Source organism: Streptomyces kryoterrae (assembly GCF_054072135.1).
On sequence record NZ_CM133358.1, the window covers coordinates 303,112 to 329,761 of the forward strand.

At 69.0% G+C, this 26,650-nt stretch carries 19 protein-coding genes; 8 read left to right on the forward strand and 11 right to left on the reverse strand.

Translation table 11 applies throughout. From position 1 onward, the window contains the following. Window positions 1-18 precede the first annotated feature (18 nt). The 3 genes from ACW4TU_RS00865 to ACW4TU_RS00875 are packed head-to-tail and all read right to left on the reverse strand — an operon-like array spanning window position 19 to window position 3,057. Window positions 19-1,161, reverse strand: coding sequence for a 2-oxo acid dehydrogenase subunit E2 (locus ACW4TU_RS00865; RefSeq protein WP_457423555.1), 1,143 nt, complete (start codon window positions 1,159-1,161; stop codon window positions 19-21). Next, entirely contained in the window at window positions 1,154-2,170 is a 1,017-nt protein-coding gene (locus ACW4TU_RS00870) for an alpha-ketoacid dehydrogenase subunit beta (RefSeq protein ID WP_457423557.1), read from the reverse strand. Before ACW4TU_RS00870 ends, ACW4TU_RS00865 begins: the two co-directional genes overlap by 8 nt. After that, on the reverse strand, window positions 2,149-3,057 hold the full coding sequence (locus ACW4TU_RS00875) for a thiamine pyrophosphate-dependent dehydrogenase E1 component subunit alpha (RefSeq protein ID WP_457423559.1): 909 nt from the start codon (window positions 3,055-3,057) through the stop codon (window positions 2,149-2,151). Before ACW4TU_RS00875 ends, ACW4TU_RS00870 begins: the two co-directional genes overlap by 22 nt. 905 nt (window positions 3,058-3,962) lie before the next feature. Here ACW4TU_RS00875 and ACW4TU_RS00880 point away from each other — a divergent pair. Next, on the forward strand, window positions 3,963-5,573 hold the full coding sequence (locus ACW4TU_RS00880; RefSeq protein ID WP_457423561.1) for an alpha/beta hydrolase: 1,611 nt from the start codon (window positions 3,963-3,965) through the stop codon (window positions 5,571-5,573). 254 nt (window positions 5,574-5,827) lie between these two features. Here the strand turns inward: ACW4TU_RS00880 and ACW4TU_RS00885 are convergent, their stop codons facing one another. Then, on the reverse strand, window positions 5,828-6,499 hold the full coding sequence (locus ACW4TU_RS00885) for a hypothetical protein (RefSeq protein ID WP_457423563.1): 672 nt from the start codon (window positions 6,497-6,499) through the stop codon (window positions 5,828-5,830). 815 nt (window positions 6,500-7,314) lie between these two features. On the opposite strand from ACW4TU_RS00885, the gene ACW4TU_RS00890 reads away from it, so the two are divergent. From ACW4TU_RS00890 to ACW4TU_RS00905, 4 genes are all read left to right on the forward strand, one after another. Continuing rightward, the gene (locus ACW4TU_RS00890) at window positions 7,315-8,616 is read left to right on the forward strand and encodes an MFS transporter (protein WP_457423565.1); all 1,302 of its coding nucleotides are present in this window, start codon (window positions 7,315-7,317) and stop codon (window positions 8,614-8,616) included. Beyond that, window positions 8,613-10,388, forward strand: coding sequence for a S9 family peptidase (locus tag ACW4TU_RS00895; protein ID WP_457423567.1), 1,776 nt, complete (start codon window positions 8,613-8,615; stop codon window positions 10,386-10,388). Before ACW4TU_RS00890 ends, ACW4TU_RS00895 begins: the two co-directional genes overlap by 4 nt. 266 nt (window positions 10,389-10,654) lie before the next feature. Further along, on the forward strand, window positions 10,655-12,556 hold the full coding sequence (locus tag ACW4TU_RS00900; protein WP_457423569.1) for a RiPP maturation radical SAM C-methyltransferase: 1,902 nt from the start codon (window positions 10,655-10,657) through the stop codon (window positions 12,554-12,556). Between the two features lie 106 nt (window positions 12,557-12,662). Then, window positions 12,663-13,328, forward strand: a complete 666-nt coding sequence (locus ACW4TU_RS00905) for a DUF5825 family protein (protein ID WP_457423571.1) — start codon at window positions 12,663-12,665, stop codon at window positions 13,326-13,328. Window positions 13,329-13,601: 273 nt separating this feature from the next. Here ACW4TU_RS00905 and ACW4TU_RS00910 read toward each other — a convergent pair whose 3' ends face one another. The 4 genes from ACW4TU_RS00910 to ACW4TU_RS00925 form a co-directional block, all read right to left on the reverse strand. Further along, window positions 13,602-14,159, reverse strand: coding sequence for an AMIN-like domain-containing (lipo)protein (locus ACW4TU_RS00910; RefSeq protein ID WP_457423573.1), 558 nt, complete (start codon window positions 14,157-14,159; stop codon window positions 13,602-13,604). A gap of 923 nt (window positions 14,160-15,082) precedes the next feature. Next, on the reverse strand, window positions 15,083-15,895 hold the full coding sequence (locus ACW4TU_RS00915) for a phosphatase PAP2 family protein (RefSeq protein WP_457423575.1): 813 nt from the start codon (window positions 15,893-15,895) through the stop codon (window positions 15,083-15,085). Next, window positions 15,896-16,849: a YihY/virulence factor BrkB family protein gene (locus ACW4TU_RS00920; RefSeq protein WP_457423577.1), complete on the reverse strand. Its 954-nt coding sequence runs from the start codon at window positions 16,847-16,849 to the stop codon at window positions 15,896-15,898. Then, window positions 16,850-18,598 carry a bifunctional phosphatase PAP2/diacylglycerol kinase family protein gene (locus ACW4TU_RS00925; RefSeq protein ID WP_457430637.1) on the reverse strand — a complete coding sequence of 583 codons (1,749 nt, stop codon included), beginning with the start codon at window positions 18,596-18,598 and terminating at the stop codon, window positions 16,850-16,852. A gap of 392 nt (window positions 18,599-18,990) precedes the next feature. On the opposite strand from ACW4TU_RS00925, the gene denD reads away from it, so the two are divergent. Then, window positions 18,991-20,016, forward strand: coding sequence for a D-erythronate dehydrogenase (gene denD / locus ACW4TU_RS00930; RefSeq protein WP_457423579.1), 1,026 nt, complete (start codon window positions 18,991-18,993; stop codon window positions 20,014-20,016). A gap of 386 nt (window positions 20,017-20,402) precedes the next feature. On the opposite strand, the gene ACW4TU_RS00935 is transcribed toward denD, so the two are convergent. Continuing rightward, window positions 20,403-21,899 carry an MFS transporter gene (locus tag ACW4TU_RS00935; RefSeq protein WP_457423581.1) on the reverse strand — a complete coding sequence of 499 codons (1,497 nt, stop codon included), beginning with the start codon at window positions 21,897-21,899 and terminating at the stop codon, window positions 20,403-20,405. A 250-nt stretch (window positions 21,900-22,149) separates the two neighbouring features. Here ACW4TU_RS00935 and ACW4TU_RS00940 point away from each other — a divergent pair, with 250 nt between their 5' ends. Beyond that, window positions 22,150-22,968, forward strand: coding sequence for a phytanoyl-CoA dioxygenase family protein (locus tag ACW4TU_RS00940; protein WP_457423583.1), 819 nt, complete (start codon window positions 22,150-22,152; stop codon window positions 22,966-22,968). After that, window positions 22,965-23,273: a hypothetical protein gene (locus tag ACW4TU_RS00945; protein ID WP_457423585.1), complete on the forward strand. Its 309-nt coding sequence runs from the start codon at window positions 22,965-22,967 to the stop codon at window positions 23,271-23,273. Before ACW4TU_RS00940 ends, ACW4TU_RS00945 begins: the two co-directional genes overlap by 4 nt. 127 nt (window positions 23,274-23,400) lie before the next feature. Here ACW4TU_RS00945 and ACW4TU_RS00950 read toward each other — a convergent pair whose 3' ends face one another. Then, window positions 23,401-24,123 (reverse strand): heparin lyase I family protein, encoded by a 723-nt coding sequence (locus tag ACW4TU_RS00950; protein ID WP_457423587.1) that lies wholly within the window; start codon window positions 24,121-24,123, stop codon window positions 23,401-23,403. A 49-nt stretch (window positions 24,124-24,172) separates the two neighbouring features. After that, entirely contained in the window at window positions 24,173-26,419 is a 2,247-nt protein-coding gene (locus ACW4TU_RS00955) for a glycosyl hydrolase family 95 catalytic domain-containing protein (protein WP_457423589.1), read from the reverse strand. Window positions 26,420-26,650 lie beyond the last annotated feature (231 nt).

Sequence of the window (26,650 nt, forward strand, 5' to 3'; positions counted from 1 at the left end):
CGTCCCGCGGCGGACCTGTCAGCGAACGTCCCGGGGGCTGACGGTCAGTTCGTGCGCATGCTCGAGTCGCTCCCGCAGAGTGCGCAGGAATCGCACGGCGTCGCGCCCGTTGACGATCCGGTGGTCATAGGCAACCCCGATCGCGGCCACCCGCCGCAGCCGGACCTCTCCGTGGTCGTCGACCGCCAGTTCGTCCCGGGTGTCGCCGAGGGAGACCGCGCAGGTGTTCCCGGGGAAGACGATCGGGGTCGCCATGACCACACCGGCGTCGTTGTTGAGCGCGAGCAGCGCCGTGCCGCCCGCGAGGTCCGATCCCCGGAAGCCGTCCCGGACCGCCTTGATACGGAAATCCATCATCACGTCGGCGATCTCCGTCACCGAGAGTTGCTCCGCCTCGCGGACCACCGGTGTGAACAGTCCCTTTCCCACATCGACGGTGACCGCGATGTGGGAGGCGTCGGCCGGCCTCACCCAGCCGGTCTCACCCGGCGCGGCGAAGAACAGCGGGAAGTCCTGGCGCAGCCGGGCCATGGCGGCGATGACGAACTCGGTGGCGCCGGCCATGGTGCCGAGACGGGCCGCGCTCTCCTCCACCTGTCCCATGTCCACATGGACGAGCGTGAACGCGGCAGGGATCGTCCGCTGCGACTCGCTGACCACGTTCCACACGGCCCGCTGATTCGAGCTCAGCCGATGCCCCTCGGGGTTCGCCGCCGCTCCGGATCCGCTCCTCAGGTCGGCGAGGCGTTCGATGTCGGCCCGTTTGACGACCTTCTTCTCCAGCAGACGCAACTCGGCTTCGTCGATGCCGAGTTCGTCCATCAGCTCACGAGCCGGGCCGGTCACGAGCGGGGCGGGCCCCGAGTCGTTCGCGGTGTGCGCCGCGCCGGCGTCCGGGGACGGCGCGGGTGCCGGCGGGCTGTCGGCCGCGCTCCCCACCAGCCGGCCGATCACTTCGCCGCAGGCGCACTCGGTCCCGTCGGGCACGATGCGCTGGAGCACACCGGAGGCCGGCGCGATCAGGTCCTCGGTGGCCTTCGAGGTCTCCAGTACGGCGACGGACGCGTCGGCCGGTACCTGGTCACCGTCGTCGAACAGCCACTCGACGAGGAGGTAGGAGCTGTCATTGTTGTTCAGCTTGGGGACCGCGATATCAACCAACGAACATCTCCCGTACCGCGTGATGGATGGTCTCGCTCTGCACCAGCACGTCGCGTTCCAGATGGGTGGCGGTCGGGATGACGCTGGCCGCCGAGTGCACCAGCCGAACCGGCGCCGCCAGCTTCCCCCACAGTCGGCTGTGCACGGCCTGCGCGATCTCGGCACCCCAGGTCCCGCCGGCCGTGCTCTCCTCCACCACGCAGACTCGGCCGGCCCCCGCCAACATGGGCAGCAAAGGGTCGAGGTCGAAGGGGTAGAGCCGGGAGGGGACGACGAGCTGGCAGGTGATCTCGTGGTCCAGCAGCAACCCGCGCATCGCCGTGAGCGCGCGGTCGACGAGCCCTCCCGGCGCGATCAGCACCACATCGGCGTCGTCCGGATGCCCCGCGTACACGCGGGCGAACTCCCGCGCAGGATCGGCGAAGTCGAAACTGAATACGTCATCGACAACACCGCCACGGCGCATTCGCCGGGTGTACAACACCTTGTCCTCGAACAGGACGCAGGGTTCCGCGTCTCGGAACATACGCTCCAGAACGACTTCGTTCTCGTGGAACGGAGACAGTTCGTAAAGATTCAGTCCAGGTATTCCCACGAAATGCTTTTGCGGGCTCTGACTGTGAGTGGGACCGTAGCCGCGGTTTCCTCCGGTGGGACACCGGACGACGAGCTTCAGTGGGAGCCGGCGACCGTACATGGAAACCGACTTGCTGGCGAAATTCAGGATCTGGTCGAAGGCCAGCGCGATGAAATCACCGAACATGATCTCCACGATCGTCTTGTCACCGGCGAGCGAAAGGCCGGCGGCCACGCCCACGATTCCACCTTCGCTCAGCGGAGTGGCGAGCACCCGGTCACCATAACGCTCGGACAGACCTCGGGTGACTTTGAAAGCACCCCCGTAGGGGTCCACGATGTCCTCACCGAGGAGGTAGACATCCTCGTCCCGCGCGAACAGACCGTGCAGGGCTCGATTGAGGTTCTCGACTACACGTTCGGCAACAGGCATCGTTCATCCCACGTGGACAGGGGTCGGGCGGCGACTTCCCGCACGACCTGCTCGACGAATGCGCGCTGGCGTATGTCGCACAGCCCCAGCCGGTCGGGTATCGCGGCCGCGTACTGGCGATACCAGTCGCGCTCGGCGGCCAGATCCACCTCTTCGGCGGGCCGGGTGTCGTCACCTTTGCTGTGCGGCCCCAGCCGCTGGGTCAGGAACTCGACCACGAGGGGTTCACCGGTGTCGCGCACCCGGGCGACGGCCGGGCCCAGTTCGGCCCTGATCTCGTCGAGGTCCTGGGTCCGGACGAGGTGATGGCGGACACCGAAGGCGGCAGCACGGCCGGCGATGCTGCCCGCGAGCTGCACACCGGTCGGCGTCGACTGGGCGATGCCGTTGTTCTCGACCAGGACGAGTAGCGGCACCTGCCACAACGCGGCCATGTTCAGGGCCTCGTAGACCGATCCCTCACCCCATGTGCCGTCACCGAGGAAGACGGCTGCCAGGTTCTTCGAGCCCTCGCGCTTGAGGTGCAGCGCGGCACCGACAGCGACCGGCATGCTCTCGCCCTGCACTCCGGTGGAGAGGTAACGGCCTCGCAGGATGTGCTGGCTGCCGCCGACTCCGTGACAGACCGCGCCCTCACGGCCCATGATCTCGGCCAGCAGTCCGTGCGGATCGCCGAACCGGGCCAGGTAGTGGCCGTGGCCACGGTGATTGCTGAACACGAAGTCCGCTTCGGCCAGCAGCGTCCGCAGCGCGACAGGTATGTACTCCTGCCCCAGGCAGGTGTGGGTGGTGCCGTTGAGCTGACCGGCTTCGAAGAGTTCCAGCAGCTTGCGCTCGAAGTGACGTATCAGCAGGAGGAGTTCGAGGTCCGCATCATCCACGTCCATGACGGCTTCCTCTCGCAGGCACAGGGACAGCTCCACAGGGCCGCGTGGCCTGATGAGCAGGGGGCGAATACCACAGCACCGGATGCATTATTACTCCTGATCCATCAATTCTGAACGTACAGAAAGTAAATCAGGAGAGACTGAAGAGAAAAGACCGGATACCAGTGGGAGAGAATACGCTACGAGGAATCCCGTCAGCCAGCTCGTACGACGAGAGCAGAGACGGAGCTACGCCATCGGGTCGGAGCGCATTGGCGGGAATCCGCGTTCACACACAGTTCACCTGGATTTATATCAGGTCAGGCCGGAGCAGCGCTCAACGGTAAGACCTCAGGCAGATCAACCGACCAGAATCGCGACCGGGTTGCACCAGTAATCGGGTGTTGGAACTTCAAATGCTTCACGTGAGGAGTGTGACAGCTGGGCCGTGGCCAGACAAGGGGAAGCCGGTGTCACCCAACGAAACTTCACCAAAAACGGGCAGGCTTTCCACTCAATGGAAAGAGGGGTCCGGTTTTCCATCCGGAGGGTGTGCCAATTCAGCGACGGCGATCCGGAACGCGTTCCACGCGCTTTCCCATGGCATAGTCCACCTCGTGATCCGCGCCCTTGCCCCAGTCGTGGCGCGCGGCGCAACGGAACGAACCCGCCCCAGGCCGGCCTCAACGCGTCGTCCGGACCTCGGTGCTTCAGCTCGGTGAACAGCATCGCGGCCAGTGGTTCGTCCGTATCGAGTCCAGGCCACGAGACGCATGATGCCGATCTCGTCCATACGGGGCGCCCTGCACCAACGGACTTCCAAATCTTGGCGTGGAACGGTTCTCACGTTTAAGTTTCCGGTAAGGATTGGGCCGGGATCGCGCCCGTTCGGTCCCCTGTGACCCCCCACTCCCTGAAAGAAGTTCATGAGAAGAAGCACAGCGGTGTTCTGTGGTGCGACCGTCATCCTGGCCGGGACGCTCACGGCCGTCCCGGCTGAGGCCGCCATGACGCAGTCCGCGGCCACGGCCCAGGCGGCCAAGGTCAGTTGGAAGAAGTGCGGCACGGAGGACACTCCGACCCTCCAGTGCGGGACGGTGAAGGTGCCGCTCGACTACGCCAGGCCGCGGGGACGGACGATAACCCTGGCTCTGTCCCGGGTCCCGCACACCGCGAAGAAGTACCAGGGCCCACTGCTGGTCAACCCCGGTGGCCCGGGCGGCAGCGGACTGGGGCTCGCCGGTTTCGTCGCGTCCTCGCTGCCCAAGGCGGTCGCGGCCCAGTACGACGTCATCGGCTTCGACCCGCGCGGCGTGGGCGCCAGCAAGCCTGCCCTCGACTGCAAGCCGGGCAACTTCGACCCGGTGCGTCCCGCCAGCGTCCCCAGCACCCCGGCGATCGAGAAGGCGAACCTGGCGCGCGCCAGGTCCTTCGCCGCGGCCTGCGGCCGGAAGTACGCGGACGTGCTGCCCTACATCGACACGATCAGCGCCGTGAAGGACATGGACTCGATCCGCAAGTCCCTGGGCGCCAAGAAGATCAACTACTTCGGTTACTCCTACGGCACCTACCTGGGCCAGGTCTACGCCAAGCTCTTCCCCGGCCAGGTACGCCGTCTGGTGCTGGACTCGATCGTCGACCCCGACGGGGTCTGGTACGACGCCAACATCTCGCAGGACTACGCCTTCGACGCCCGCCACAAGGCGCTCATGGCGTGGATCGCCAAGTACAACTCGACGTACAAGCTCGGTACCGACCCGGCCAAGATCGAGGCCAAGTGGTACGCGATGCAGCACGAGCTCGCCAAGAAGCCCGCGGGCGGCAAGGTGGGTGCCGCGGAGCTGGAGGACACCTTCATCCCCGGCGGCTACTACAACGGCTACTGGCCCGACCTGGCCGACGCGTTCGCCGCCTACGTCAACGACAAGAACGCCGAGCCGCTGGTCAAGGCATACGAGAATTTCGCGGCGATCGACGCCTCCGGAGACAACGGCTACAGCGTCTACGCCGCCGTGCAGTGCCGTGACGTCTCCTGGCCGCGCGACTGGAAGCAGTGGCAGAAGGACAATTGGGCGGTGTACAAGAAGGCCCCCCTCATGGCCTGGAACAACGCCTGGTACAACGCGCCGTGCGCCTTCTGGCCGACGAAGTCGCTGAAGCCGGTGAACGTCGCCAACGCCAAGCTGCCGCCGGTGCTGCTCTTCCAGGCGACGAACGACGCGGCCACCCCGTACCAGGGCGGCGTCACCGTCCACCGCCTGCTCAAGCACTCCAGCCTGGTGGTCGAGCAGGGCGGCGGCAACCACGGCATTTCGCTGAGCGGGAACGCCTGCCTGGACAAGTACCTGGTGAAGTACCTGACCGACGGCACGGTGCCGCGCGGCAGCGGTGTGGCCGACGCGGTCTGCCAGAAGCTGCCCGACCCGAAGCCGCTGGAGGCCCAGCCGGCGAAGTCGGCGCTGAGCAGCACGTCCGAGTCACCCGCCGCGGTGTCCGGCGGCGCCACCCTTCACGGGATGCTCGGCTTCCGCGGCTGAGTGTGAACCGCGCGGCACAAGAAGGGCGCCCGGTGTTCGCCGGGCGCCCTTCCGCGCACCCGCCGACCCGCTGGTGAATCGTATGGGTGGTGTATCGAGCGGCTGCCGAAGTGACCGGGCTCCTCCCGGTGGGTGACCGCGGATCAACCTGCCCGTCGGGCCACACCTGCCAAGTGCCTGCCCTTCGCCGAGCCCTCGGCTGGCGGAGGGCGAGTCACGCCGTGTGCCGCCGAGCCCGGCGATCGCCGGTCGGCTCAGCCGCCCGGCGGTCTGAAGTGCGCGTAGAGCGGATACGGTGTGAAGCAGATCAGCACCTCGAAGGGGTGCCCGCCACCGAGTTCCTGGACCAGTGCCGGGAGCGCCGTCATCAGTGCCGAGTGGCCTTTGGCTACGCCTCTCTGGTGGGGACCCCAGCCTGCCGCGTGGGCGAAGGACGTGGCGGTCCCGGCGAAAACGTCCCGACTGCCGAACAGGAAGAACGTCCGGGCGTGGGTGGCGTGCCGCAACTCGTCCCGGTTGTCGGTCCGTTCACAGTATTCACGCCAGGCCATGGCGTCCCGGGCGGTGCGCGCCTCATCGGTGCGGACGGTCAGCGCAGTGCCGTTCACCAGCTTGCGCCGCAGCTCGGGCCACTTGCTGGGGCGCAGGCCGAGCGTGTGATGGGCCAGGACGAGGTCGACCGGCTCGCCGACGCCCTCGTCCGGCGGGAGGCTGGTGCGCAGCGGTACGTGGACGATGGTGTGCCGGGAATACGCGGCGAAGGAGAACAGGCCCGCGAGCCGGTTCAGCCCGTCATGGTCGCCGAGCAGAAAGCCTATGGGCTCGGGGGCGCGCAGCGAGGTGTGGCGAAGGGGCTGTCGGGGCTGCACAACACGATACTCGTACGGCCCGGTCCGAGGCCTGAACTGGTTCAGCCTCAGCCGCATTCGGGGAGCCTCATGGCTTCAGGATCACAGGCGGCGAGCCACCTGGGCAACAGGGATCCACTCGCCTCCGGGGCCGGTGCTTCTCGGCGTGCCATCCTGCGGACAGATCCTCACCTGGTCCGGTGAGACGACCGCACAGGTCGAGAACGACTTTGCGGCTGTTCACAGTTCGGACATCGGCAGCGCTCGCCCGGTCGGGTGCGACAACACACGCGAAACCGTCGGCACGAGTTCGATCGCCAAGCCCACCTCGGCTGTGAACGTCGCGTCCGGCGCGGCATCTTGGGACAGCCGTCGCATGAGTGCTCGGCGGTGCTTGCGGGCGTGGTCGGGTTCGGTCTGGCGCGGTTGCGCAGCAGGCCGGGTCCATGGTCGGCGAGCGGTTGGCTGACGGCTGCCGCGCAGGAGTGAGACCTCATTGATCGACAGTCCCTGGGCCGGCCGCCGTACCCCCCGCGTCCGACCGGCACTCGGCGTACGGCGAGGCGGCTATTTGCGAAGGGTTTGGTTCCGGTATCGGCCACCACACCCGCGAATTTCTCTGAAGATTCTTTACGGACGATCAAGATTCGGCGTGGCCGCCGGGATATCTCATTCGACAGGGAACTCGCCGCTCATGCCCCGTCCCGACTGATCACATGGAGGTCGTGAACTGTCGTACGCGCGGTATTGCGGCAAGCAGGGAGGCTCGCTACGCTGGGCGCGCTCCATGGCGAGCAGCGCTGAATTCGCCCCCGCACAAGGTCGGGGATCGATGCGGGAGGGTCCGCTGTGAGGGTATTTTCGCGCGTTTCAAACGTTAATTCTGTCGACTGATGGGCAGATCAGCCCCGGGCGAATTATCTCCGCCTTCCGCCTTTCTTCAGAAGCGGGACTTTCGATTATTCTGGACGGCCGGCGCGATAGACGGACTCGGTACTTGCGCGTCCGTCCTCGTTCTGCCCCTGGTATTGCTGGGGGCTGGATATCCGCCGGGCCTCGTGGGAATGCTCGCATCCATAGCGACGGTGAGCGGGCTGGCGGCCTCCCCGTTCGCGGGCGTCCTGGCGGACAGATGGCCTCGCAAACCCATGATGATCTGCTCCGCCCTCGCGGCGGCTGCGGCCATGGGAACGGTATTCGCCGCGGTGGCGTCGGGCAGGACCGCCTTCGCCCACCTGCTTGGCGCCGCCGTCGTCGAACAGGTGGCGAGTGCGTGCTACACGGCCGCCGCCCACGGCACGATCCGCAGGCTCGTACCGCCGGCCGACTACGCCCGCGCGATCGGCAGTCTGCAGGCGCGTGACCAGGCCACCCAGATCGTCGGACCCACCCTCGGCGGTGTCCTGTACCAGGCGGCCAGATGGGTGCCGTTCCTCGCCGATGCCCTCTCCTTCCTCCTCGCCGCGGCTCTCGTCCGCGCTGTACGCACCGAACTGACGCCCGAACGGGAAGGCCCGGCCACCTCGTTCGGCTCCGATCTGGCCCAGGGCGTGCGGTTCGTCTGGACCGACGGCTTCCTGCGCTTCGTGATGCTGTGGACCGCAGGGCTCAACGCCGTGCTCGGCGCCCTTTACTACCATGCTGTCTTCAGCGCGCAGGGCCGGGGCGCCAGCGCGTCGTCGATCGGCCTGATCCTCACCTTCTCCGGCATCGGCGGGCTCGTCGGGGCGCTCACCGCACCCTGGTTGGTGCGGCGCGTGCCGAGTGCGCTGGTCGTCGCGGCCGCCTCGTGGGCCATGGTGCCGGCCGCCGCCGGGCTCGCGTTCGCCACCAGGACCTGGGCCTACGGGCTGCTGCTCGGCGCTGTCTCGTTCACCGCGCCGTCCGTCGTCATCGTCCTGCACGCGCGCGCCGTCCTCGTGGTGCCCGACACCCTGCAGGCCCGCGTCGGCACCGTGCTCGGCACGGCCGGGGAGGGCCTGGCGGCCTTCGCACCCGTCGCGGCCGGGGTTCTGGTCTCCGCGTACGGAGGCAGGACGGTGGGGCTCGGCTGTGCGGCAGCCCTGGGCCTGCTGGCGCTGTACGCGACTCTCCGCGTGAAGTACCTGCGCGCCGACGGTCCCGGGCCGGATGCGGAGCGGGAACCGCATGACCTCCGCGAGCCCGTGTCCGCACCCGACGGGGGCCCGCGGTGACCGGGCGGGGCTACGGCGTGTACCGGCCGGTACTGCCCGCGGTCTGCCCGACCGACCCCGGCCTGATGGTCTACGCGGGCGATGCCGAGGGCCGTTGCGAGATCTTCGCCTGGGACCGGGCCACCGCAGCCCCCCGCCAGGTGACCGACCGCCCGCACGGCACCCTGCTGTACGCCATCGACGGGGACGCTGCCGTCTGGTGGTTCGACGAGGACCGCCGCGGCCACGGGCACTGGCGGGTCCAGGACTTCGGCGGCGGGCCGGACGCCCCGGCATTCCCCGGAGCGGATCCCGGCCGGCCGCGCGGTCTGGCCATGACCGACGGGGGCATGGTGGCCGCCGGGCTGGGAGACCCCGAGGGACTCCGTGTCCACCTGGGCCGGCGCGGCGGCCCTGACAGCGTGGTGCTGCGGGCCGACCGGTACGCACGGCTGTGCGACCTGGCTCCCCGGGGCGACCTCCTGGCGCTCTCCGGGCCCGCCCACTCCGCCCGCGCGGTCACCCTCGTCGCCCCGGACGGCACCACTGTCGACACCCTGTCGGGTACCACCGGCCGCATCTGGGCCCTCGGCTTCTCCCCCGGTTCCGCCGACCCCCTTCTGCTGGTCATGCACGAGCGGGACGGCCGCTACCACCTCGGCACCTGGCGGTCGCCGGACGGGCTGGAGCTGTACCCCTGGTGCTCGTTCGACACGGAGACCACCGCCCGGTGGTACCCGGACGGCGACCGGATCCTGCTCCGCCAGGAACGCCACGGCCGCAGCCACCTGTTCACCGCCGATCCGGCACGGCGCACGGTCACCGCACTGTCCGTCCCCGCCGGCAGCGTCCTCGACGCCGCCCCTCGTACCGACGGGGACGTCCACTACATCTGGACCGACACGGTCACTCCGCCGCGCACGCTGTCGCTGTCCGGTGCGCGGCTGCCGGGTCAACACGGCTGGCGGCTCCCCGCCTTCGGCCGCCACCGGGACCTGTGGACCCAGGGACCCGACGGCCCCGTGCACACCCTGGTCACCACCCCCGCCGACCGGCCACAGCCCTGCCCGCTGGTGTTCCTCGTCCACGGCGGCCCCGCCGACCACGACCGCGACGCCTACGACCCCATGGTCCAGTCCCTCGTCGGCTCCGGCTTCGCCGTCGCCAGGGTCAACTACCGCGGCTCGACGGGCTACGGCCCCTCATGGCGCGCCGCCTACACCGAGGGCGTCGGCCATACCCAGGTCGCCGACCTGGTACGGGTCCGCGCGGAGCTGCTGCGCCGAGGAGTCGGCCGTGAGGGCGCGGTCGGCCTGTGCGGAACCTCGTGGGGCGGCTACCTCGTTCTCCTCGCCCTCGGGACTCACCCGGAGCTGTGGAACTCCGGGGTCGCCGTCAAGCCGGTGGCGGACTGCGCGACGTCCTTCCGGCACTCCACCCCGGCCCTCCAGGCCCTGGACACCGCCCTGTTCGGCGGCACTCCCGACCAGGTTCCCGAGCGCTACGAACGCGCGTCGCCCACCACCTGCGCGAGCGCGGTCCGCTCCCCGCTGCTCATCGTCGCCGCGCGCAACGACGCCAAGTGCCCGCCCGAGCAGATCGAGGTGTACCTCGCCGCGCTGCGCGCGGGCGCGGTCCGGCACGAGCTGGTCTGGCTGGACTCGGGACACGACGGCTACGACGGCGCCGAGCACGTGGCCGTCATGGAACGGTCCCTGCGATTCCTAGGCCGGAGCCTGGCGGTTGCCCCGGCCCGGGACGCACCGGTCCCAGACGTCCCGGCTCCGCAGTGAGCCGGGGTGAACAGCACCATGGCCCAGTCACAGATCCGATCGACAGAGAGGGGGTGTGTGTCATGCAGAAGGACATATTTCACGACGACCCGCTTGAGGACGCCGATGAGAACCGTGCTGTCGGAGTCGGCGTAGTCATCCGATTCCGTAATGCCGACGAGCAGGAGAACGAAGAGCAGTAGCAGTACCGGGGGTCGGCCCGCGCTTCGGTGGCGGGCCGGCCCCCGTCCGGCCGCACGATCCCGACCCCTGAAAAGAGGCAAGCCTTGCGTGTACTCCTGGTGAACATGCCCTGGGCGCCGATCGATCTCCCGTCGCTGGCCCTCGGTATTCTCAAGCGCAGCGTCGACGAATACGTTCCAGGCGGCCGGGCCGAGATCATGCACGCCAACATTGATTTCGTGGACTGGGTGACGGAGCGCACGGACTTCTCTCTCGGAGACTATGGCTACTACTCCCTCGCCTCCTATTTCCTCGGCTGCGGCGACTGGGTCTTCTCATCGGCCCTTTACGACGACACGCAGTGGAGGGCCACGGAATTCACCGATGCCATGCACGACCGGCTGTCCGGCAAACGTATGGCGATGACGATGGAACTGCACACGGCCGCCCCCGAATTCGTCCGGAACATCGCCGAACGCATCGTCGCGCTCGAACCCGATGTCGTCGGATTCACCTCCACCTTCCAGCAGAACACCGCCGCGCTGGCCGCCGCCAAGCACGTCAAGCGGCTCGCCCCGGGGATCGTGACCGTCATGGGAGGCGCCAACTGCGACGGCAAACAGGGCGAGGCCGTGCACCGGAACTTCCCGTTCGTCGACCATGTCGTGCGCGGTGAGGGGGAGGAGTCCTTCCCCGCCCTGCTCAGAGCACTTGAGGGGGACGGAGATCTCGCCGACGTCCCCGGGCTGTGCCGGCGCGATGCGGACGGCGGGTCCACGACGAACGCCATGAGCACCAAGCCACTGCCGCCCGCCGCGATCCTGTCACCCGACTACACCGGGTACTTCGAGCGGCTCTCCGCCTCCGCCGCCCGGTCGTGGGTCGAACCGAAACTCGTCGTCGAGGGCGCCCGCGGCTGCTGGTGGGGGGAGAAGCACCACTGCACGTTCTGCGGCCTGAACGGCTCGTTCATGCAGTTCAGGAGCAAGGACCCCGGCGCGTTCTTCGACGAGATCGTCGAACTCGCCCGCAGGCACCGGATTCTGGACATGTACGTCGTCGACAACATCCTCGACATGGGATACGTCTCCTCGCTGCTGCCGAGGATCATCGAGAGCGGTCTCGATCTCCGGATGCACTACGAGATCAAGTCGAACATGCGCAGCGGCCAGCTGCAGACCCTGGCCGACGCGGGTCTGATCTACGTCCAGCCGGGCATCGAGAGCCTCAGCAGCAGGGTGCTCGGCCTGATGGACAAGGGCGTCACCGGCTGCCAGAACGTGCGGATGATGCGGGACGGCGCCGCCGCCGGGCTGTCGGTCATCTGGAACTACCTCCACGGCTTTCCGGGGGAGGCCGCCGAGGACTACGACGAGGTGGCGGTCCAGCTCCCGGCTCTGGAACATCTCAACCCGCCGGTGGAGGAATCGGCCAGGATCGCCATCGAACGCTTCAGCCCCTACTTCAACAATCCCGGACTCGGCTTCTCGGATCTGCGGCCCGCCGAGCCGTACCGGCTCACCTACGACCTGCCGGAATCCGAGATGTTCGATCTGGCCTATGTGTTCGACGTACCGCCGCGTGGGGTGGGCGAGACCGTCGTGGGGCGGCTCAACGCGGCGATCAGGCAGTGGAAACTGTCCTATCCCGGCAGCCGTCTCACCTACTGCGACCTCGGCGACCGGTTCGTCCTGGTCAGTACCCGGCGTGCCTTCGGGTGGCATGTGCTGGAACTGACCGAGCCCGCCGAAGTGGCCCTGTTCCGCCTGCTCGACCAACCCCACTCGGTCGCCGCGGCCGTACGAAAGCTCCGGGCGGAGCATGGCGATGCGGCCGGTGAGGGCGAACTGAGGGAGATCCTCCGGCGCTGGCGGGAGCTGGGTCTGATCTTCGAGAACGGGGGCCACGTCGTGCAGGTGGCGGTGCCCGCGGTCAACGAGGAGCTGCTGAGGATGCACTCCCTCCGGCAGTCCACCTCCCAGGAGCTGGCGGCGGCGCCCGCCTGAGTCCTGCGCGCGCCCCGCGCGGGCGCGGATACCGGTTCACGCCTCCACGCCGCGCCACAGTTCCAGCACAGCTGGTCGTTCGCCCCGTAGAAGGAGAGAGACGACGATGACCGCGGTACCCGCTCCCACCCTGTCCCGCGCGTTCACGGTGACGGCTTGGCGCGACCACGACGAAGCCGCGAACGAGCTCGCGGGCATGCGCCTGGGCCCCCTGGGCATCGAAGGCCGAGGCGGTGACGCGGCTCGACGGCTCTTCGAAGCCGGGGCCCGCCGAGTCGTCCTGCCCCGTCCCGTGGACCTGACCGACGAGACGGACGCCGCCTGGGCGGTACGCGCGCTGAGCTTCGTCGGCGACCTCACCAGCCTGGCGATGGCGGTCGACTGGCAGGTGCGCCCCGCGGCCGGTCCCGACGCCTGGATCCCGCTGAGCCATCTGTACCCCCCGACCGCGGTCCTGGGGGTATCTGATCCGGACGGGACGCTACGGCGTTGGCGCGACGGTTACTACATCTGCAAGTGCGTCTACCGGCAGGGGCCCGGATTCGTCCAGGTCCGCGACCGGCGCCGGGGCGAACTGCGCCGGTTCACCATCGACGAGCCCGAATACCGGGCGGCGATCGAGCTGCTCGCCGACGGTGCCCCGGTCGCCGACGTACCCACCGCGATCGTGGACGACTTCCTCCAGGAGGAACTGGCCGCGCAGCTGGGGGAGTTCCTCTGGTGGATGCCGTACCGCGTGCGAAGGTGGCCGCAGGCTCCGAGGGTGATCTAGTACTCCAGTTGTGCTACCTCGTCTGCCCTGGTCAGCGTGCCTGCTTCGGGTTCTGGTGAGCTGACGCCGCATCGCGGCGGCGGTTGTCCGTGAAATCCGACCCGGTCGACGCCCCGACGCCCCCGGACGAGGCCTTGCGCTGGGTTGAAGCGGACGGGCTTCCGGCTCCCGCCGCCGTGTTGGTCGTGGGAGCCGGATCTCCGTAGCCGGGGCAGCAGTCGAGCCACCCGGCGTCGGCCCGCCCCGCGGATGTCCCTGTCCCCAGTGGCTCGGCTACCAGCTGTGCGCCACGTCCACCACCAGTCGGTCGGGCAGCACCATGACCCGGAACGGCAGCGTGGCCCGGACACCGAGTCCGATGTGGGTCCCTCCGTCGTAGTAGCCGCCGAACTTCGCGTCCCGGAAGGTGCGGTAGCCGGTGAGGTTGAGCCCGGGCAGCGGGTCCGCGAGTCCGACGTGGTACTGCGCGTCGTCGACCGGCGCGGTGAACTCGATCTCGATGACCGCCCCTCCCGCGACCGGGATACCGGTCTGCGACGGGGGATGCGCGAAACTCGGGACGTACTGGACCCAGTACAGGGCCGGGTCGGTCGTCGTCATGCCCGGAATATCGAAAACCATCCGGTCGTAGCAGGCGTGCCGGCCGGTCCTGACGTCCGTCAGGGATCCGGCCATCGCCATCGACCCCGGCGCGGCCTTCGCCATACTCCCCCAGCCCGTCGCACACACCTCGGTCTGCGGCGCGGCAGCGGCAGTCGACGCAGTTGCGCCTGCTCCTGTCAGTACCAGTACCAGTGCCAGCGCTGCCGGCACGGTTGCCCAGCGTCTCATCGGCGAGCACATCCCTTCCGTTTTCCGCGTATTGCGCATCTGTGCCATGTGAGACAAAGAGGAGACAGGAATGGTTGGAGGCGAAGACGGTCAGGTTTCGGACATTCCTTTCTGGCTGCCAGCCACTGCAAAACGTCGGCCTCGGTGGCCGCCCACGCCCGTAGCACGGGTCAGATCACTGGATGCCCGTGGTTCACCGCTCCTGTCGAAGGCGGCGATCCGCGCGAGGCCCTGAACCGAAGCCGCCGAGCGCTCGCCGGCGAACCGTGTTCGCCTCGAAGCCCGGTGGGAAAGCCGCGAGCGGCGCCCCGGGGGTCTGTGTGCGCGTGATGCGGCCACCTCGGACCCACTCCGGACCGTCTTCCACCAATGCCTGGCGTCCGTATCGCCACACACACCGGATCCCTGCCGCAACTCTGAGCCCGGCAACGGCCGAGCCGTCGTCGGCGTCGGCGTCGGCAACACCGGCGCCGAGAGCGGCGTCGACCTGGTGGCGAGGGCGCTCTGCGGATCGGCTGTCCATGCGGGCGGCTCGACACATCGTGCGCCGGTCACCGTCGGGTGGCCCCACCAATACACCGGCGTCCCCTGGGGCGGCTGTTGGTCGCCCTCATGGACTGGCTCGCCAAGCCGAAGGCGAAGCTCAGCGCGCCTGGTCTGTCCGCGCACGGGCTGCGCACCGGTGGCCGGCAAGGCGCCCCGTGTGGATCCACCCCTTCGACGCCTCCCTCGGTTCGCCGCCAAGGGACCCGGAGTGGTGCGGAGGAACTCGCCTGCTCTCCAGGGGTGTTGTGCACCGCCCTGTGTCCGCGGCCGGCTCTCGCACGGACGAGGCGACCACGACCTGCTGGTCCTCGCCCCTCTCCTATGGAGAACCTTTTCCTCCTGAACAGCCCGGTTCGGGAATCTCCCGGACCGGGCCGTCAGTCGCGTAGGGACCCGGCGTGATGTTCCTGGCCGGAGGGGCCGGGTTCGGGGTGGGTATCGGTGAGTTCGGGCTCCAGTCCCTCCCGTACCCCGGCATGTCCGCGGCCCGCGTCGCTGCGCCAGGCCTCGAAGGCCCAGGCGGTGAGGGCGACGACGGCGAGGCCCAGGAGCCAGCCGCCCACGACGTCGCTGAACCAGTGCACGCCGAGCGCGATCCGGGTGAAACCGACGCCGAGGACGGACACGACCGCGACGCACCAGCACAGCGGCCGCACAGCGCGCGGCACCATCGGCAGCAGGACCAGCAGGAGGATGGCGAAGGAGGTGGTCGCGGTCATCGCGTGCCCTGAGGGGAAGGAGAATCCCGGTGCGTGCGCGACCGGGTCCACCAGGGACGGTCTGGCCCGCTCGACCACCGTTTTGACCAGCAGTCCGACGAGTCCGCCGGTCACGGCCGTCACGGCGGACCAGGCGGCCAGTCGCCAGGCCCGTCGGTACAGCAGCCACAGAGTCAGCAGCGCGACGACCGTCCTCAGGGGGACCGGGTCCCACACCCGGTCGGACAGGAAGCGCAGGGTGTCCGTCCACGCCGGGTGTCGGAGGGCGGTCTCGTTCAACTCCCGCGCCGCACCCGCGTCGAGACGGCGCAGCGGCTGCCAGTGACCCTCGACCAGGACGAGCAGCAGGCCGAAGGGGACGGCGGCGACAGCGGCGACGGCGGCCGAACCGAGCAGGCGGATGCCGAATCTCCGGTCGGCCGCCCGGCGGCGACGGTCACGAAGGCGCTGGGCCGTGGCACGGACCACCATTCAGACTCCCGGGTCGGCTGTGATCGGACCGGGGCGCAGCGCCCGCGCGGCCTCCAGCTGCGCGGCGAAGGACAGCCCCAGGAAAAGGGCGATGGAGGTCAGGTAGGCCCAGATCAGCAGCGACATGAAGGCGCTGAGCGGGCCGTAGATCGTGTCGAAGGACCCGCTGATGCCCAGGTACAGGCTCAGCAGCCAGGTCAGGGCCGTCCACAGCACGAGATACACGGCGGCGCCGAAGGCCAGCCAGGTGTAGCCCGGCTGTCGGCGCCGTGGCGAACGGCGGAAGATCGCACTGGCCGAGAGAAGGGCGAGGAGGAGGCCGAAGGGCCAGCGCAGGATGTCGCAGACGGTTTTGGCGTCGCCGTCGAGGTGATAGACCGTCACCGCCGCGGCGGCCAGGTCACCGCCGGCCACCATCACGATGAACCCGAGGCCGAGCGGGATCCCGGCACTGAGGGACATCACGAGCCCGCGCAGGTACTTCTGGTGGAAGGGGCGGTCCCGTTCGTTGCCGTAGATCCGGTTGGCGCCGCGTTCGATCTGGCACATCGCGGTGGTGACGTTGACCAGCGAGAAGAGCAGGCCGAACCAGAGGGCGATCTGGGCACCGTCTCCCGCGCTCTGCCGGCTGCTGTCGAGTGCGTCGTCGACGACGTCGGCGCTGGGCCCCTGCGCGAGCCGGTGGATGGTCAGTTCGGCGAGTCTCCCGATGTTCTCCGTGTGCAGCGCGGTGGAGAGCCCGACGAAGGCGATGGCCAGCGGGATCACCGACAGCACCGTCTGCAGGGCGAGCGCACGGGAATGGCTGAAGCCGTCCGCGTAACGGAAGCGGACGAAGGAGTCGCGCAGCAGGGGCCAGCGGCCGTAGCGGCGCAGCGAGGTGAGTGCCTCGTCGACCGAGAGTTCGTCGCCGGTCATGTCGCGGGTCTCGGGGACCTTGCTGGCGGTGCCCATTCACTTCTCCCGGGTGGGCAGCAGGACGGTCAGCGCGCCGGGCCTGACCTCGGCGGTGAGACGCCGGCCGTGGGACACCGGGTCCCCGTCGAGTTCACGCGACTGCGGTGCGGCGAAGGTGAGTTCGGCCCGCCGGAAGGTGAGGAACTCCACCGGTACGCCCTTCGTGCCGGAGCCCTCGGGGACGAGCGTGTCCACGGTCGTGGGCCTCGAGTGCCGCCTGCGGCCACGCATCAGGATGCCCAGGGCGCGCATCCAGCCGCCGGGACCGCGCGGGTCGAGGATCAGCAGATCGAGCAGCCCGTCGTCGGGCCGGGCCGCCGGGAGGAGCGTGAGACCGCCTTGTACGGTGCCGACGTTGGCGAGGAGCACCATGCGGGCCGTGCGGTGCAGGACGGGCGCGTCGTCGAGCCGGACCGTCAGGCGCATCCGGGGTGTGCGCAGTGTGGCGGTGATGGCCAGCACGTACGCGGCCCAGCCGACGGCGGACTTGGCGCGGTCGTCGGTGTGTTCCAGCATCGCGGCGTCGAGCCCGGCCCCGGACATCGCGGTGAAGTGGGTGGAGGCGAGGCCGTCGCCCTCGATGCGGCCGAGGTCGAGGCGCTGGGGGGTGCCGGACAGTGCGGCGTCAAGAGCGTCGGAGGGGTTGAGCGGCAGGCCGAGGTTGCGGGCCAGCAGGTTGCCGGTGCCGCAGGGCACCACGGCCAGCGGCACGCCACTGCCGGCCAGGGCGTCCGCGGCGGCCCTGACGGTTCCGTCGCCGCCGCAGACCACGACCAGTGTCGCTCCGTCACGGATGGCGCCGGCCGCCTGGCCGGTGCCGGGGTCGTCGGCGGTGGTCTCGATGAACGCCGGTGCGCGGTGGCCGTGTCGTTCGAGGATCTGCCGCAGTTTCTCGCGGGCGTCTTCGCCGGTCACCGTGGGGTTGAAGATCACGGACGTGCTGCCGGGCTCACGCTCCTGGGTCCCGGCGGGCGCGTCGTCGGCCCCGGTCCGCGGCGAGGGAACGGCGGCCACGGACCCGTCGACGAACAGGGCACGGCCGACGATCAGCAGGGACAGGGCCCCGTTGACCATTCCGCCGATCACGTCCGTGGGGTGGTGCATGCCCCGGTAGAGGCGGGAGACGCCGACGACCAGCGGCACGAGGAACAGCAGCCCGGCCAGCGGCCACCGCCACGGCCTGCGCACCCGGGACAGTACGAGCACGGCGAGTCCGGCGTAGAGCGCGGTGGCCGCGCCGGTGTGGCCGGAGGTGTAGCTGGACGTGGGCGGGGACGCGTCGAGGCGGTCCACGTCCGGGCGGGTACGGTCCACCGACTCGGTGACAGCCAGGAACACCAGTGCCTGGAGCGAGACGGAGACGGCGAGGAAGACCGCCTGACGCCACATCGGCAGCCGGGGCACGAGCAGCAGGGCCACACAGCTCAGCAGGGCGATGGCGATCACCGTGAGCGTGTTGCCCGCCTCGGAGCCGAGGTACGAGAGGGCGGTGAGCGGACCCGTACGGATCCGCTCGAATCCCTCGTTGACGTTGTCCTCGACCGTCAGCGGCCACACGTTCCGGGCGGGACCCGTGATCAGGAGCCCGAAGCCCACCATCAGGGCGGCCTGACAAACGGTCAGTGCGCCGATGCGCGCGGCGGTCCTGCCGGTTCCGCGGGGCAGGACGGACGAGTGGCCCGCCCGGACCGCGTCGGGTCCTTCTCCGGTCGTTCCTGCGGCTCTTTCCGGTACGGCGGTCGGCATCGGGGCTCCCACGGGGCGGCGGCTCGCGGCGGTCTTCGGCTGGGTGACGTTCACACCCGATCCACCGCCGTATGCCCCGGAAGCGGAGGCGCAGACACTCCGTGACGTGGGAACCCACGAATCCGCGCCCCCGGACGCGCACAGAAGGTGCCGATGGGGCGTTCCACCCACAGCCAACGCCCGTGTCCGGATCGAAGCTGCGCCCTGTCGCGCCGGGCGGGCCGCCGCGTGCAGCTGCGTGGCCGGGTCAGTGGTGTCGTCGGCGCGGTCCGCCAGGATGCGGGGCGCCCATCGACGGCTGGGGGCGGCGCCGACTGTCGTACTCGCTACATCCTCTGTGGCTCCATTGACGAGAGGACCGGCCAACTCGAGAACTACCGAGGAGAACGCGTATGAGGATCGTCATCACCGGTGGCTTCGGTTTCCTGGGACAGCGGGTCGCCGACACCCTGCTCGAGCGGCGCACCCTGTGCGGCGCTCCCATCGAGCGTCTGGTGCTCGCCGACCGGGTCGTTCCCGCTGGGTCGCCGATGGTGGCCGACCCGGTGGTGGAGGTCGTCCGAGGCGACCTGACGAAGCGCTTCGGCGAGATCTTCGAGCAGCCGGTGGACATGCTGATCCACCTGGCTTCGGCGGTCTCGGCCGAGTGCGAGGCCGACTTCGACCTCGGTATGAGCGCCAATCTGGACACCACCCGCGCACTGCTCGACGCCGCCCGCGCGCAGACGGCCTCCGGCGGGCCGACACCCCGGGTGGTGTTCTCCAGCAGCGTCGCGGTCTACGGTTCCGACCCCACGCTGCCGCTGCCGCCTCTGGTCAGCGAGTCGACGCTGCCCACACCGCGGTCCAGCTACGGAACGCAGAAGCTCATCTGCGAACAGTTGATCGCCGAGTACACCCGCCGGGGTTTCGTCGACGGACGCGTAGCGCGCCTGATGACCGTCTCGGTGCGGGCGGGCATGCCGAACGCCGCCGCCTCCGGCTTCCTGTCCGGCATCATCCGCGAGCCGCTCGCGGGCCTCCCTGCCACCTGTCCGGTCAGCCCCGGCCTGCGGGTCGCCCTGGCCTCGCCGCGGCGTACCGTCGAGGGCATCCTCCGCATCACCGAGGCCGAGCGCGGCCCGGGCGGACTCGAGGGCGGCCTTCCGGTCAATCTGCCGGCGCTCACGGTCACGGTCGCCGAAATGCTGGACACACTGCGCCGGGTGGCCGGCGACGCCGTCGCCGACCTGGTGACAGTCGCACCCGACCCCGCCGTCGAGGCCATCGTCGGCTCCTGGCCGGCCGCACTCGACAACGCGCGTGCCACGGCACTCGGCCTCCGGCCCGACGAGAACTTCGAGTCGGTCGTACGGGCGTACGTCGAGGACCATCCCGATGCCATCAGCGATCGAAGCGGCTGGAGCGATTTCTCCTAGCCCTCCGAACCCTCGCAACTCGTCATGTTCGAGGAGCGCGCAGCATGATGCCCAGTGCAAGGCGGTTGGACATCTGCCCGCAGGACTTTCTCCCTCTGACGTTCGCCGTTCGCCGTTCGCCGTTCGCCGTTCGCCGGTCCCGTGACAGCAGGTCCGGACGCGGCTCGCAGACCCCGCCGAGCGTGAGCGCGTACTGCTCTTCGGCGGTGACCTGTGCGGTGCGGGCGCCGGCCCTGCAACGGACGTCCTCGTTCGAACGCCGCAGTCTCTGTAGCCACAAACCAGGGGCCCGGCAACCACCAGCCGGACCCCTGCCTCCTGCCGAGCGGCCCCTCCCCTGCGCCGGAGCTGAACTCGGCCCCTCGCCCGTCGCGCCGCCAGCAGGCCTACCCGTTGCCTTCCCCCGTGGCCTTCGCCGGCGTCGGCGCCACTGCCGACAGCGGCTTGGCGATGTCCTCCAGTGAGCGGCGTTCTGCGTTCACCGCGAGGAACGCGGCGACGATCCCGGCCGCGCACATCAAGCCGGCGCCGATCTGGAAGGCGAGCACGGTCTCCCCGACCACGCCGGACGCGGTGAGGTCGGCGAAGACCAGCGGGCCGGTGATGCCACCGGCAGCGGTGCCGATGGCGTAGAAGAAGGCGATGCACATGGCCCGCGTCTCCATCGGGAAGATCTCGGAGACCGTCAGGTAGGCGCTGGAGGCGCCCGCCGACGCGAAGAACAGCACCGCGCACCAGCAGGCTGTCAGCGTGGTCGCGGTCAGCGAGCCGCGATCGAACAGCCATGCCGTGCCGAACAGCAGCACGCCGGAGAGCAGGTACGTCGAGGAGATCATCACCCGGCGGCCAACCGTGTCGAAGAGCTTGCCGAGCAGCAGCGGGCCGAAGAAGTTGCCCACCGCGATCACGGCGAAGTAGTAGCCGGTGCTGCCGCTCGGGACGTCGAAGAACTTCGTCAGGATCGCGCCGAAGCCGAAGGTGATCGCGTTGTAGAGGAACGCCTGGCCGATGAAGAGGGAGAAGCCGAGCACACTGCGCTTGCGGTAGGTCGCGAAGACGGTGCGGGCGATCTCGCCGAACCCGACCGTCTTGCGCTGCTGGATGGTGATCTCGTGCTCGGGTTCCGGAAGCGGCTCGTCCTTCTCGGACTCGACCTTCCGCTCGATGGAGGAGACGATCTCCTCCGCCTCCCCTTCCCTGCCGTGGATCAGCAGCCAGCGTGGACTCTCGGGGACGTGCCGTCGTACGACGAGGATGACCAGGCCGAGAACCACGCCCAGGGCGAAGGTCAGCCGCCAGCCCACGTCCTTCGCCAGGATGTCGGTGTTCAGCGCGACGATCGACAGCAGTGAACCACCGACCGCGCCGATCCAGAAGCTGCCGTTGATGATGAGGTCGACACGGCCGCGGTAGAACGACGGGATGAGCTCGTCGATCGCGGAGTTGATGGCCGCGTACTCGCCGCCGATGCCGAAACCGGTGAGGAAGCGGAACGCGAAGAACCACCAGGTCGAGAAGGACACCGCGGTCAGCGCGGTGGCGACCAGATAGACCGCCAGGGTGATCATGAAGAGCTTCTTGCGGCCGAAACGGTCGGTCATGCGCCCCCAGAAGAGGGCGCCGACGCAGGCTCCGGCCACGTACAGGGCGGCCGCGATCCCGGTGACCTGACCTGAGGTGATCGGCAGACCACTGCCGGGCTCCGAGAGCCGGGCGGAGATATTGCCGACGACCGTGACCTCCAGGCCGTCGAGGATCCATACGGTGCCGAGCCCGATCACGATCGTCCAGTGCCAGCGTGACCACGGGAGGCGGTCGAGGCGGGCAGGGATTGAGCTGGTGATGGTGCGGCCGGTTCCGGCCGGAGCGGTGGCGCTGGACATGGGCTCCCTCCTCGTCGAACGAACCACCTCCGGGTGCCCCTGCCCTGTCGCTTTACGCTCCGGCACGGATCGGGACGGACCGTCCTACGCCCGGCACTGCCAGGGAACGGTCGCCTTCTCCGCCGGACCGATGGGGGCGATCGGAGACAGGTCGACAGCCAACTCCGCGGAGTGGGTCATGGTGGAAAATCACCAGTGCTTGCTGAATACAACCCACGACTTCGACACCGTCTCTTCCTACGGTTGCCGTATGCCAACCACACGACAACTGCTGAGTACTGTCCAGCTGGCGCGGTTCGTGGCCCACGGTTTCCTGCGCCTCGACGGCGTCGTGCCCCGGGAACTCAACGAGGAGGCGCTCGGCGTCTTCGCCGCGGGGCTGCCCTCCGTGCCGTACGGCACCCCTGTGCCGAAGGCCTTCCCCGAGGGATCGTTCGCCAGACGACTCGTCGAACTGCCCGCCGTCGCAGGCGCGTTGCAGAGCCTGGTGGGCATCGATCCGACCGTCGACCACCACTACGTACACACGCGTGAACCGCGTGAGGGCAGCGCGCAGCCGCTGCACGCCGACGCTCTCATCGATCTGCGGACCGATGCCTTCGACGTGCAGCTCATGTACTACCCGCAGGCGGTCACCGCGGACATGGGCGGCACACTCATCGTCCCGGGCAGTCATCTGCGCCGGACCAACGAGTCCGATACCGGCCGCTACCAGAACCTGCGCGGCCAGACCCGGCTGACCTGCCCGGCCGGCACGGTCATCCTGCTGCACCATGGCATCTGGCACGGAGGCCGGCGCAACGAGAGCGACATCGTTCGCCACATGTACAAGATCCGTTTCAACCCGACCGTGCCTCAGGTGCGGCTCTGGGACACGCGGGACCTGCACGACCCAGCTGTGCGTGACGAGTTGGGACACACCTTCCCCTGGTACGAACCCGCCACCGGCAGGCTGGAGATCCACAACCGGATCAGGCTCTGGCGCTTCCTGTCCGCCGACCCCGACTTCGACATCGAGTACTGGGCCACCCGTATCACCAACCGACCTGCCCAGAGGAGAAGCGCGTGACCAGTTCGAACACCGTGCGGCAGCAGGTTCTCGTCCTGTACCTCGGCACATCGGCGCTTGACTCCCCGGTCATCGGATGGGCCCGCTACGACGGCACCGGCGCGACCCGGCCCACGACGGGGGACAGTGATGAGCCGCCGTACGAGACGGGCGTCGCCGCGCTGGAGGACGGCTGGCGTCTCTTCCAGGCCGCCCAGTTGATCCCGCCCTACCCGGGGGCGGAACACGAGACGTCGTTCCTCAAGCACGAGTTCTTCTTCGAGAAGCTCGTGCAGCGGGAGCCAGACACGACGACGCCCCTGTAGCTGTTGGCGCCCGACCTCGATACAGGCCTACCAGGGCCTCTGAACTGCCGTTATCACGCAGGGTGCAATACGGTCGGCTGCCGTCTCGGACGAGTCCGTGCGGCAGCCGCCGCCATCGTCGTCCCCCTCAGGCGACGTCCGCGTAGGACGTTCCGATCTTCAGAGCGTCCACGTAGTGGTCCATCGAGCTGGGTTCGGCGCCGTAGACGCCCCACTTCGGGTGGTTCTCGCTGTCGAAGGTGCGGCAGTTCCAGCGCTGGGTTCCGTTGCTGAAGGTCTGCTTGGTGCCGTTGAACCAGAGCTCGACCCAGCCGCCGAGGGTCTCGTCGGACAGGTGAAGACCGACGGCGACACGGTTCCAGGCGCCCGCGGAAACCGGTGTGGACCAGATCGTGTGCACGGTGCCGTCCGGTTGCCGCTGGATCATCGTCAGCCTGCCGCTGATCATCTTGAGCACGACGGGCCAGTTCTGCTGGTGGTCGCCGTAGGACTTCCACTGGAAGATCGCGTTGTTGTCGACCGTGCTGGAAAGCTTGCTGGCCCAGCCCAGGTAGTGGGTGCTGCCGTTGGTGAACGTGTATTCGTCGCCGCTCACGGTGATGCCGCGGCTCTCGCAGCGGTTGGAGCCGGCCGGTTTGTGGTAGCGCCACACCTTGCCCCGCGCGGAGTCGTCCACCGCGGTCACGCCTCCGGGTGCGGCACAGTTGCTGCCGATGTTGGCGAAGATGCCGGTGCCCCGGGAGGCGTCGCCGTCCCAGATCACCGTGGCCTGTGCCTGTCCGGCCATCAGGGTCATGACGGCCACGGCCGCGGTGCAGACCGAGGCAAGTCCTAAGCGCCTGTTGCTCATAGGTGCCCTCCTGTGTCGATTGATGGGGGGTGGGGGTCGGGTGGTGTCGTCAGGTCAGTCCCCACTGCGGGGCATCGCCGTCGGCCGGGACGTTCCGCGGTTCGAGGCGCGGCCGTTCACCACGGCGGGTCACCACAGCCGTACGGCCCCGGCGCACGCCGACGGCGATCGTGCCGTCGCCGCGGTCGCGGTACGGGAGCCGGGAACCGTTCGCCTTGTCGCGGACCTCGATCTCGCCGTCGATGCCGTGCCGCAGCACCAGCGGTTCGCCCGCCTCGCTCGCCACGGCGATCCAGTCGGTTCGGCCGTTGGTCCGGGAGGCGTCGACCAGGAAGGCACCCTGCGTACGGACCTGGGAGATGGAGACGTCCGACCAGGCGGAGGAGACTGCGGGGAACACCCGCACCACGCCGCCGTGGCTCTGGGTGACCATGTCGAGCAGCGACTGGGCCGCGCTGACAGGGCTCTCCAGCGCGAAGTTGGAGCCCTCGCGGTACATCGTGTTCGGGGTCAGGGCGCAGTCGTCGACGACGTTGCCGTCGAGAAAGAACCGCAGATAGGACAGTGCCTGCTCGCCGTTGCCGAACAGGGTCTCCATGGACGAGGCGGCGGCGTAGCTGTATCCGTGCCAGCGCACCTGCCTCGATGTCCAGTGGTCGAAGGTGCGCCGATCCAGCTTCTCCTGCAGCGGGTACAGCCACAGCAGATGGGAGAAGTGCCGGTGCGATTCGGCGAGGGGGACGCCGTCGCCGATCATCACGCCGTCCTCGTTCTCGTGGTACGGGACCAGCCTGGCGAGGATGTCACGCCACCGCGCCACGTGCGGGTCGTTCAGCCGCAGCCGTTTCGCCGAGGCCAGCAGCGTCGCGCAGCCCCATTTCAGCAGCGACAGGTCGTAGGTGCAGTCGGTGGCGTTGGCGTACTCCGGCGAGCGGGTCTCGGGCAGGTGCAGCCTGCCGTCCGTGCCTTCGGTGAGGAAGCGGGCGTGGTAGTTGACCGCCTTTGTGAGCACCGGGTGGATGACGTGGCGCAGCACCTCGTCGTCCATGTGGTGGCGGTAGGTCACCCAGGCGTTGTGCAGCGCCCAGATGAGGTTTCCGGTGTGGTCGTTGGGGTTGACGCCGGGGCGGCCGACGTAGCGCGGGCCCGAGCGCAGTTTCCAGTCGCCGGGGTGGCAGAGCGCGTACGTCTCGCCGTCGCGCAGCTCCGGCCAGATGTTGGTCTCCAGGTTCTCGTGGTAGCGGGCGAAGGTGGGGGTGATGGCGTCCAGCTCCCGGTGGTTGGAGCCGTTGGCCGCCGGATAGGTGACCTGGACGTTGGTGTTCCACCAGATGTTGGTCCAGCCGTTGCCCGACTCGGGGAACCAGGGGCCGAACACCGGGGTGACCGGGCCGCCCGCGCGGGTGGCGCAGGCGAGCTTGTAGAGCTGGATCCAGTAGAAGCGCTGAACCTTCTTGTCGGGTACGGAGACCAGGCTGCGCCGGTAGAAGCTGTGCCACCAGCGCCGATGCCGGGCGATGTCGCGGTCCGGGGAGCCGTCGAGAGTTTCGTCGACCGTGCGGACCGCCTCCTCGCGGCCCGTCGAGTGCGGGTGGCCGTACGCGATGGAGGCGGCCAGCAGGCGCTGTGTACCGGAGCGGACCTCGCGCCAGGCGGTGGAGTAGCCGCCGCCCGCGTGCAGCGGCTGCTCGACGAGGCCCGGGGCGAGGGCGGGGTCCGGGTTGGCGGTGTAGTCGGGCGGCAGCCGGATGGTGCGGGTCGTCCGTGACGGTAACGGGGTGAAACCCCAGGCCGCTGTTTCCTCGCCCGCGGTGGGCCGGAGCCGGGCGAGCAGCACGTCGCGGTGGTTGAGGATCAGGGCGCTGAATGTGGCGCTGCCCTGCGTGGTGGTGATCGTGCCGGTCAGCTCGGCGTCGTCGAGATCGAGCCGCCAGTCCACAGCGGTGATGGCACCGGCGAAGGTGAGCGTGAGACAGCCGACACCGAGCCGTGAGTAGCCGATCGCGGCCTCCCACTGGCCGCGCTGGTCCTGCACCAGACCGTTGTTGATCATGATGCGCAGGACGTTGCCCTCGCCCGGCTTCCGGTAGATGTGCGCCGCCATGTAGCCGTTGCCCAGGAAGGGACCTTCCTGCCAGCTGCCAGGAACGCGTTTCCAGACCATCGCGGCGTCGTCGAGCAGGCCGCCGTGCACATCGCGGTGGTGCGAGCGACCGGCCCAGGCCGTAGGGGAGCCGGCGGTGAGCACGGCTCCTGAGCTGCCCGCGACGAAGGCCCGCCGGGAGATGGGGGTCATGGAGTGGCCTTTCCGAGGAGGGGGCGAACAGGCGCAGTCGGGGGCGGGTGGCCCTCGGGAGGGCGAGGGCGCGCAGCTGCAGGCGGCAGCTCTGTCGCTATAGGTCCGATGAATACATGCCTGAACAAGGATGATCCAGGCATGCCCCATCCCCTCCCGCCGATACATTGGATGACCCGCAGAATCGGCGACATTGCATGCCCTCGTCAAGGTTCTGGACATAATTGATCG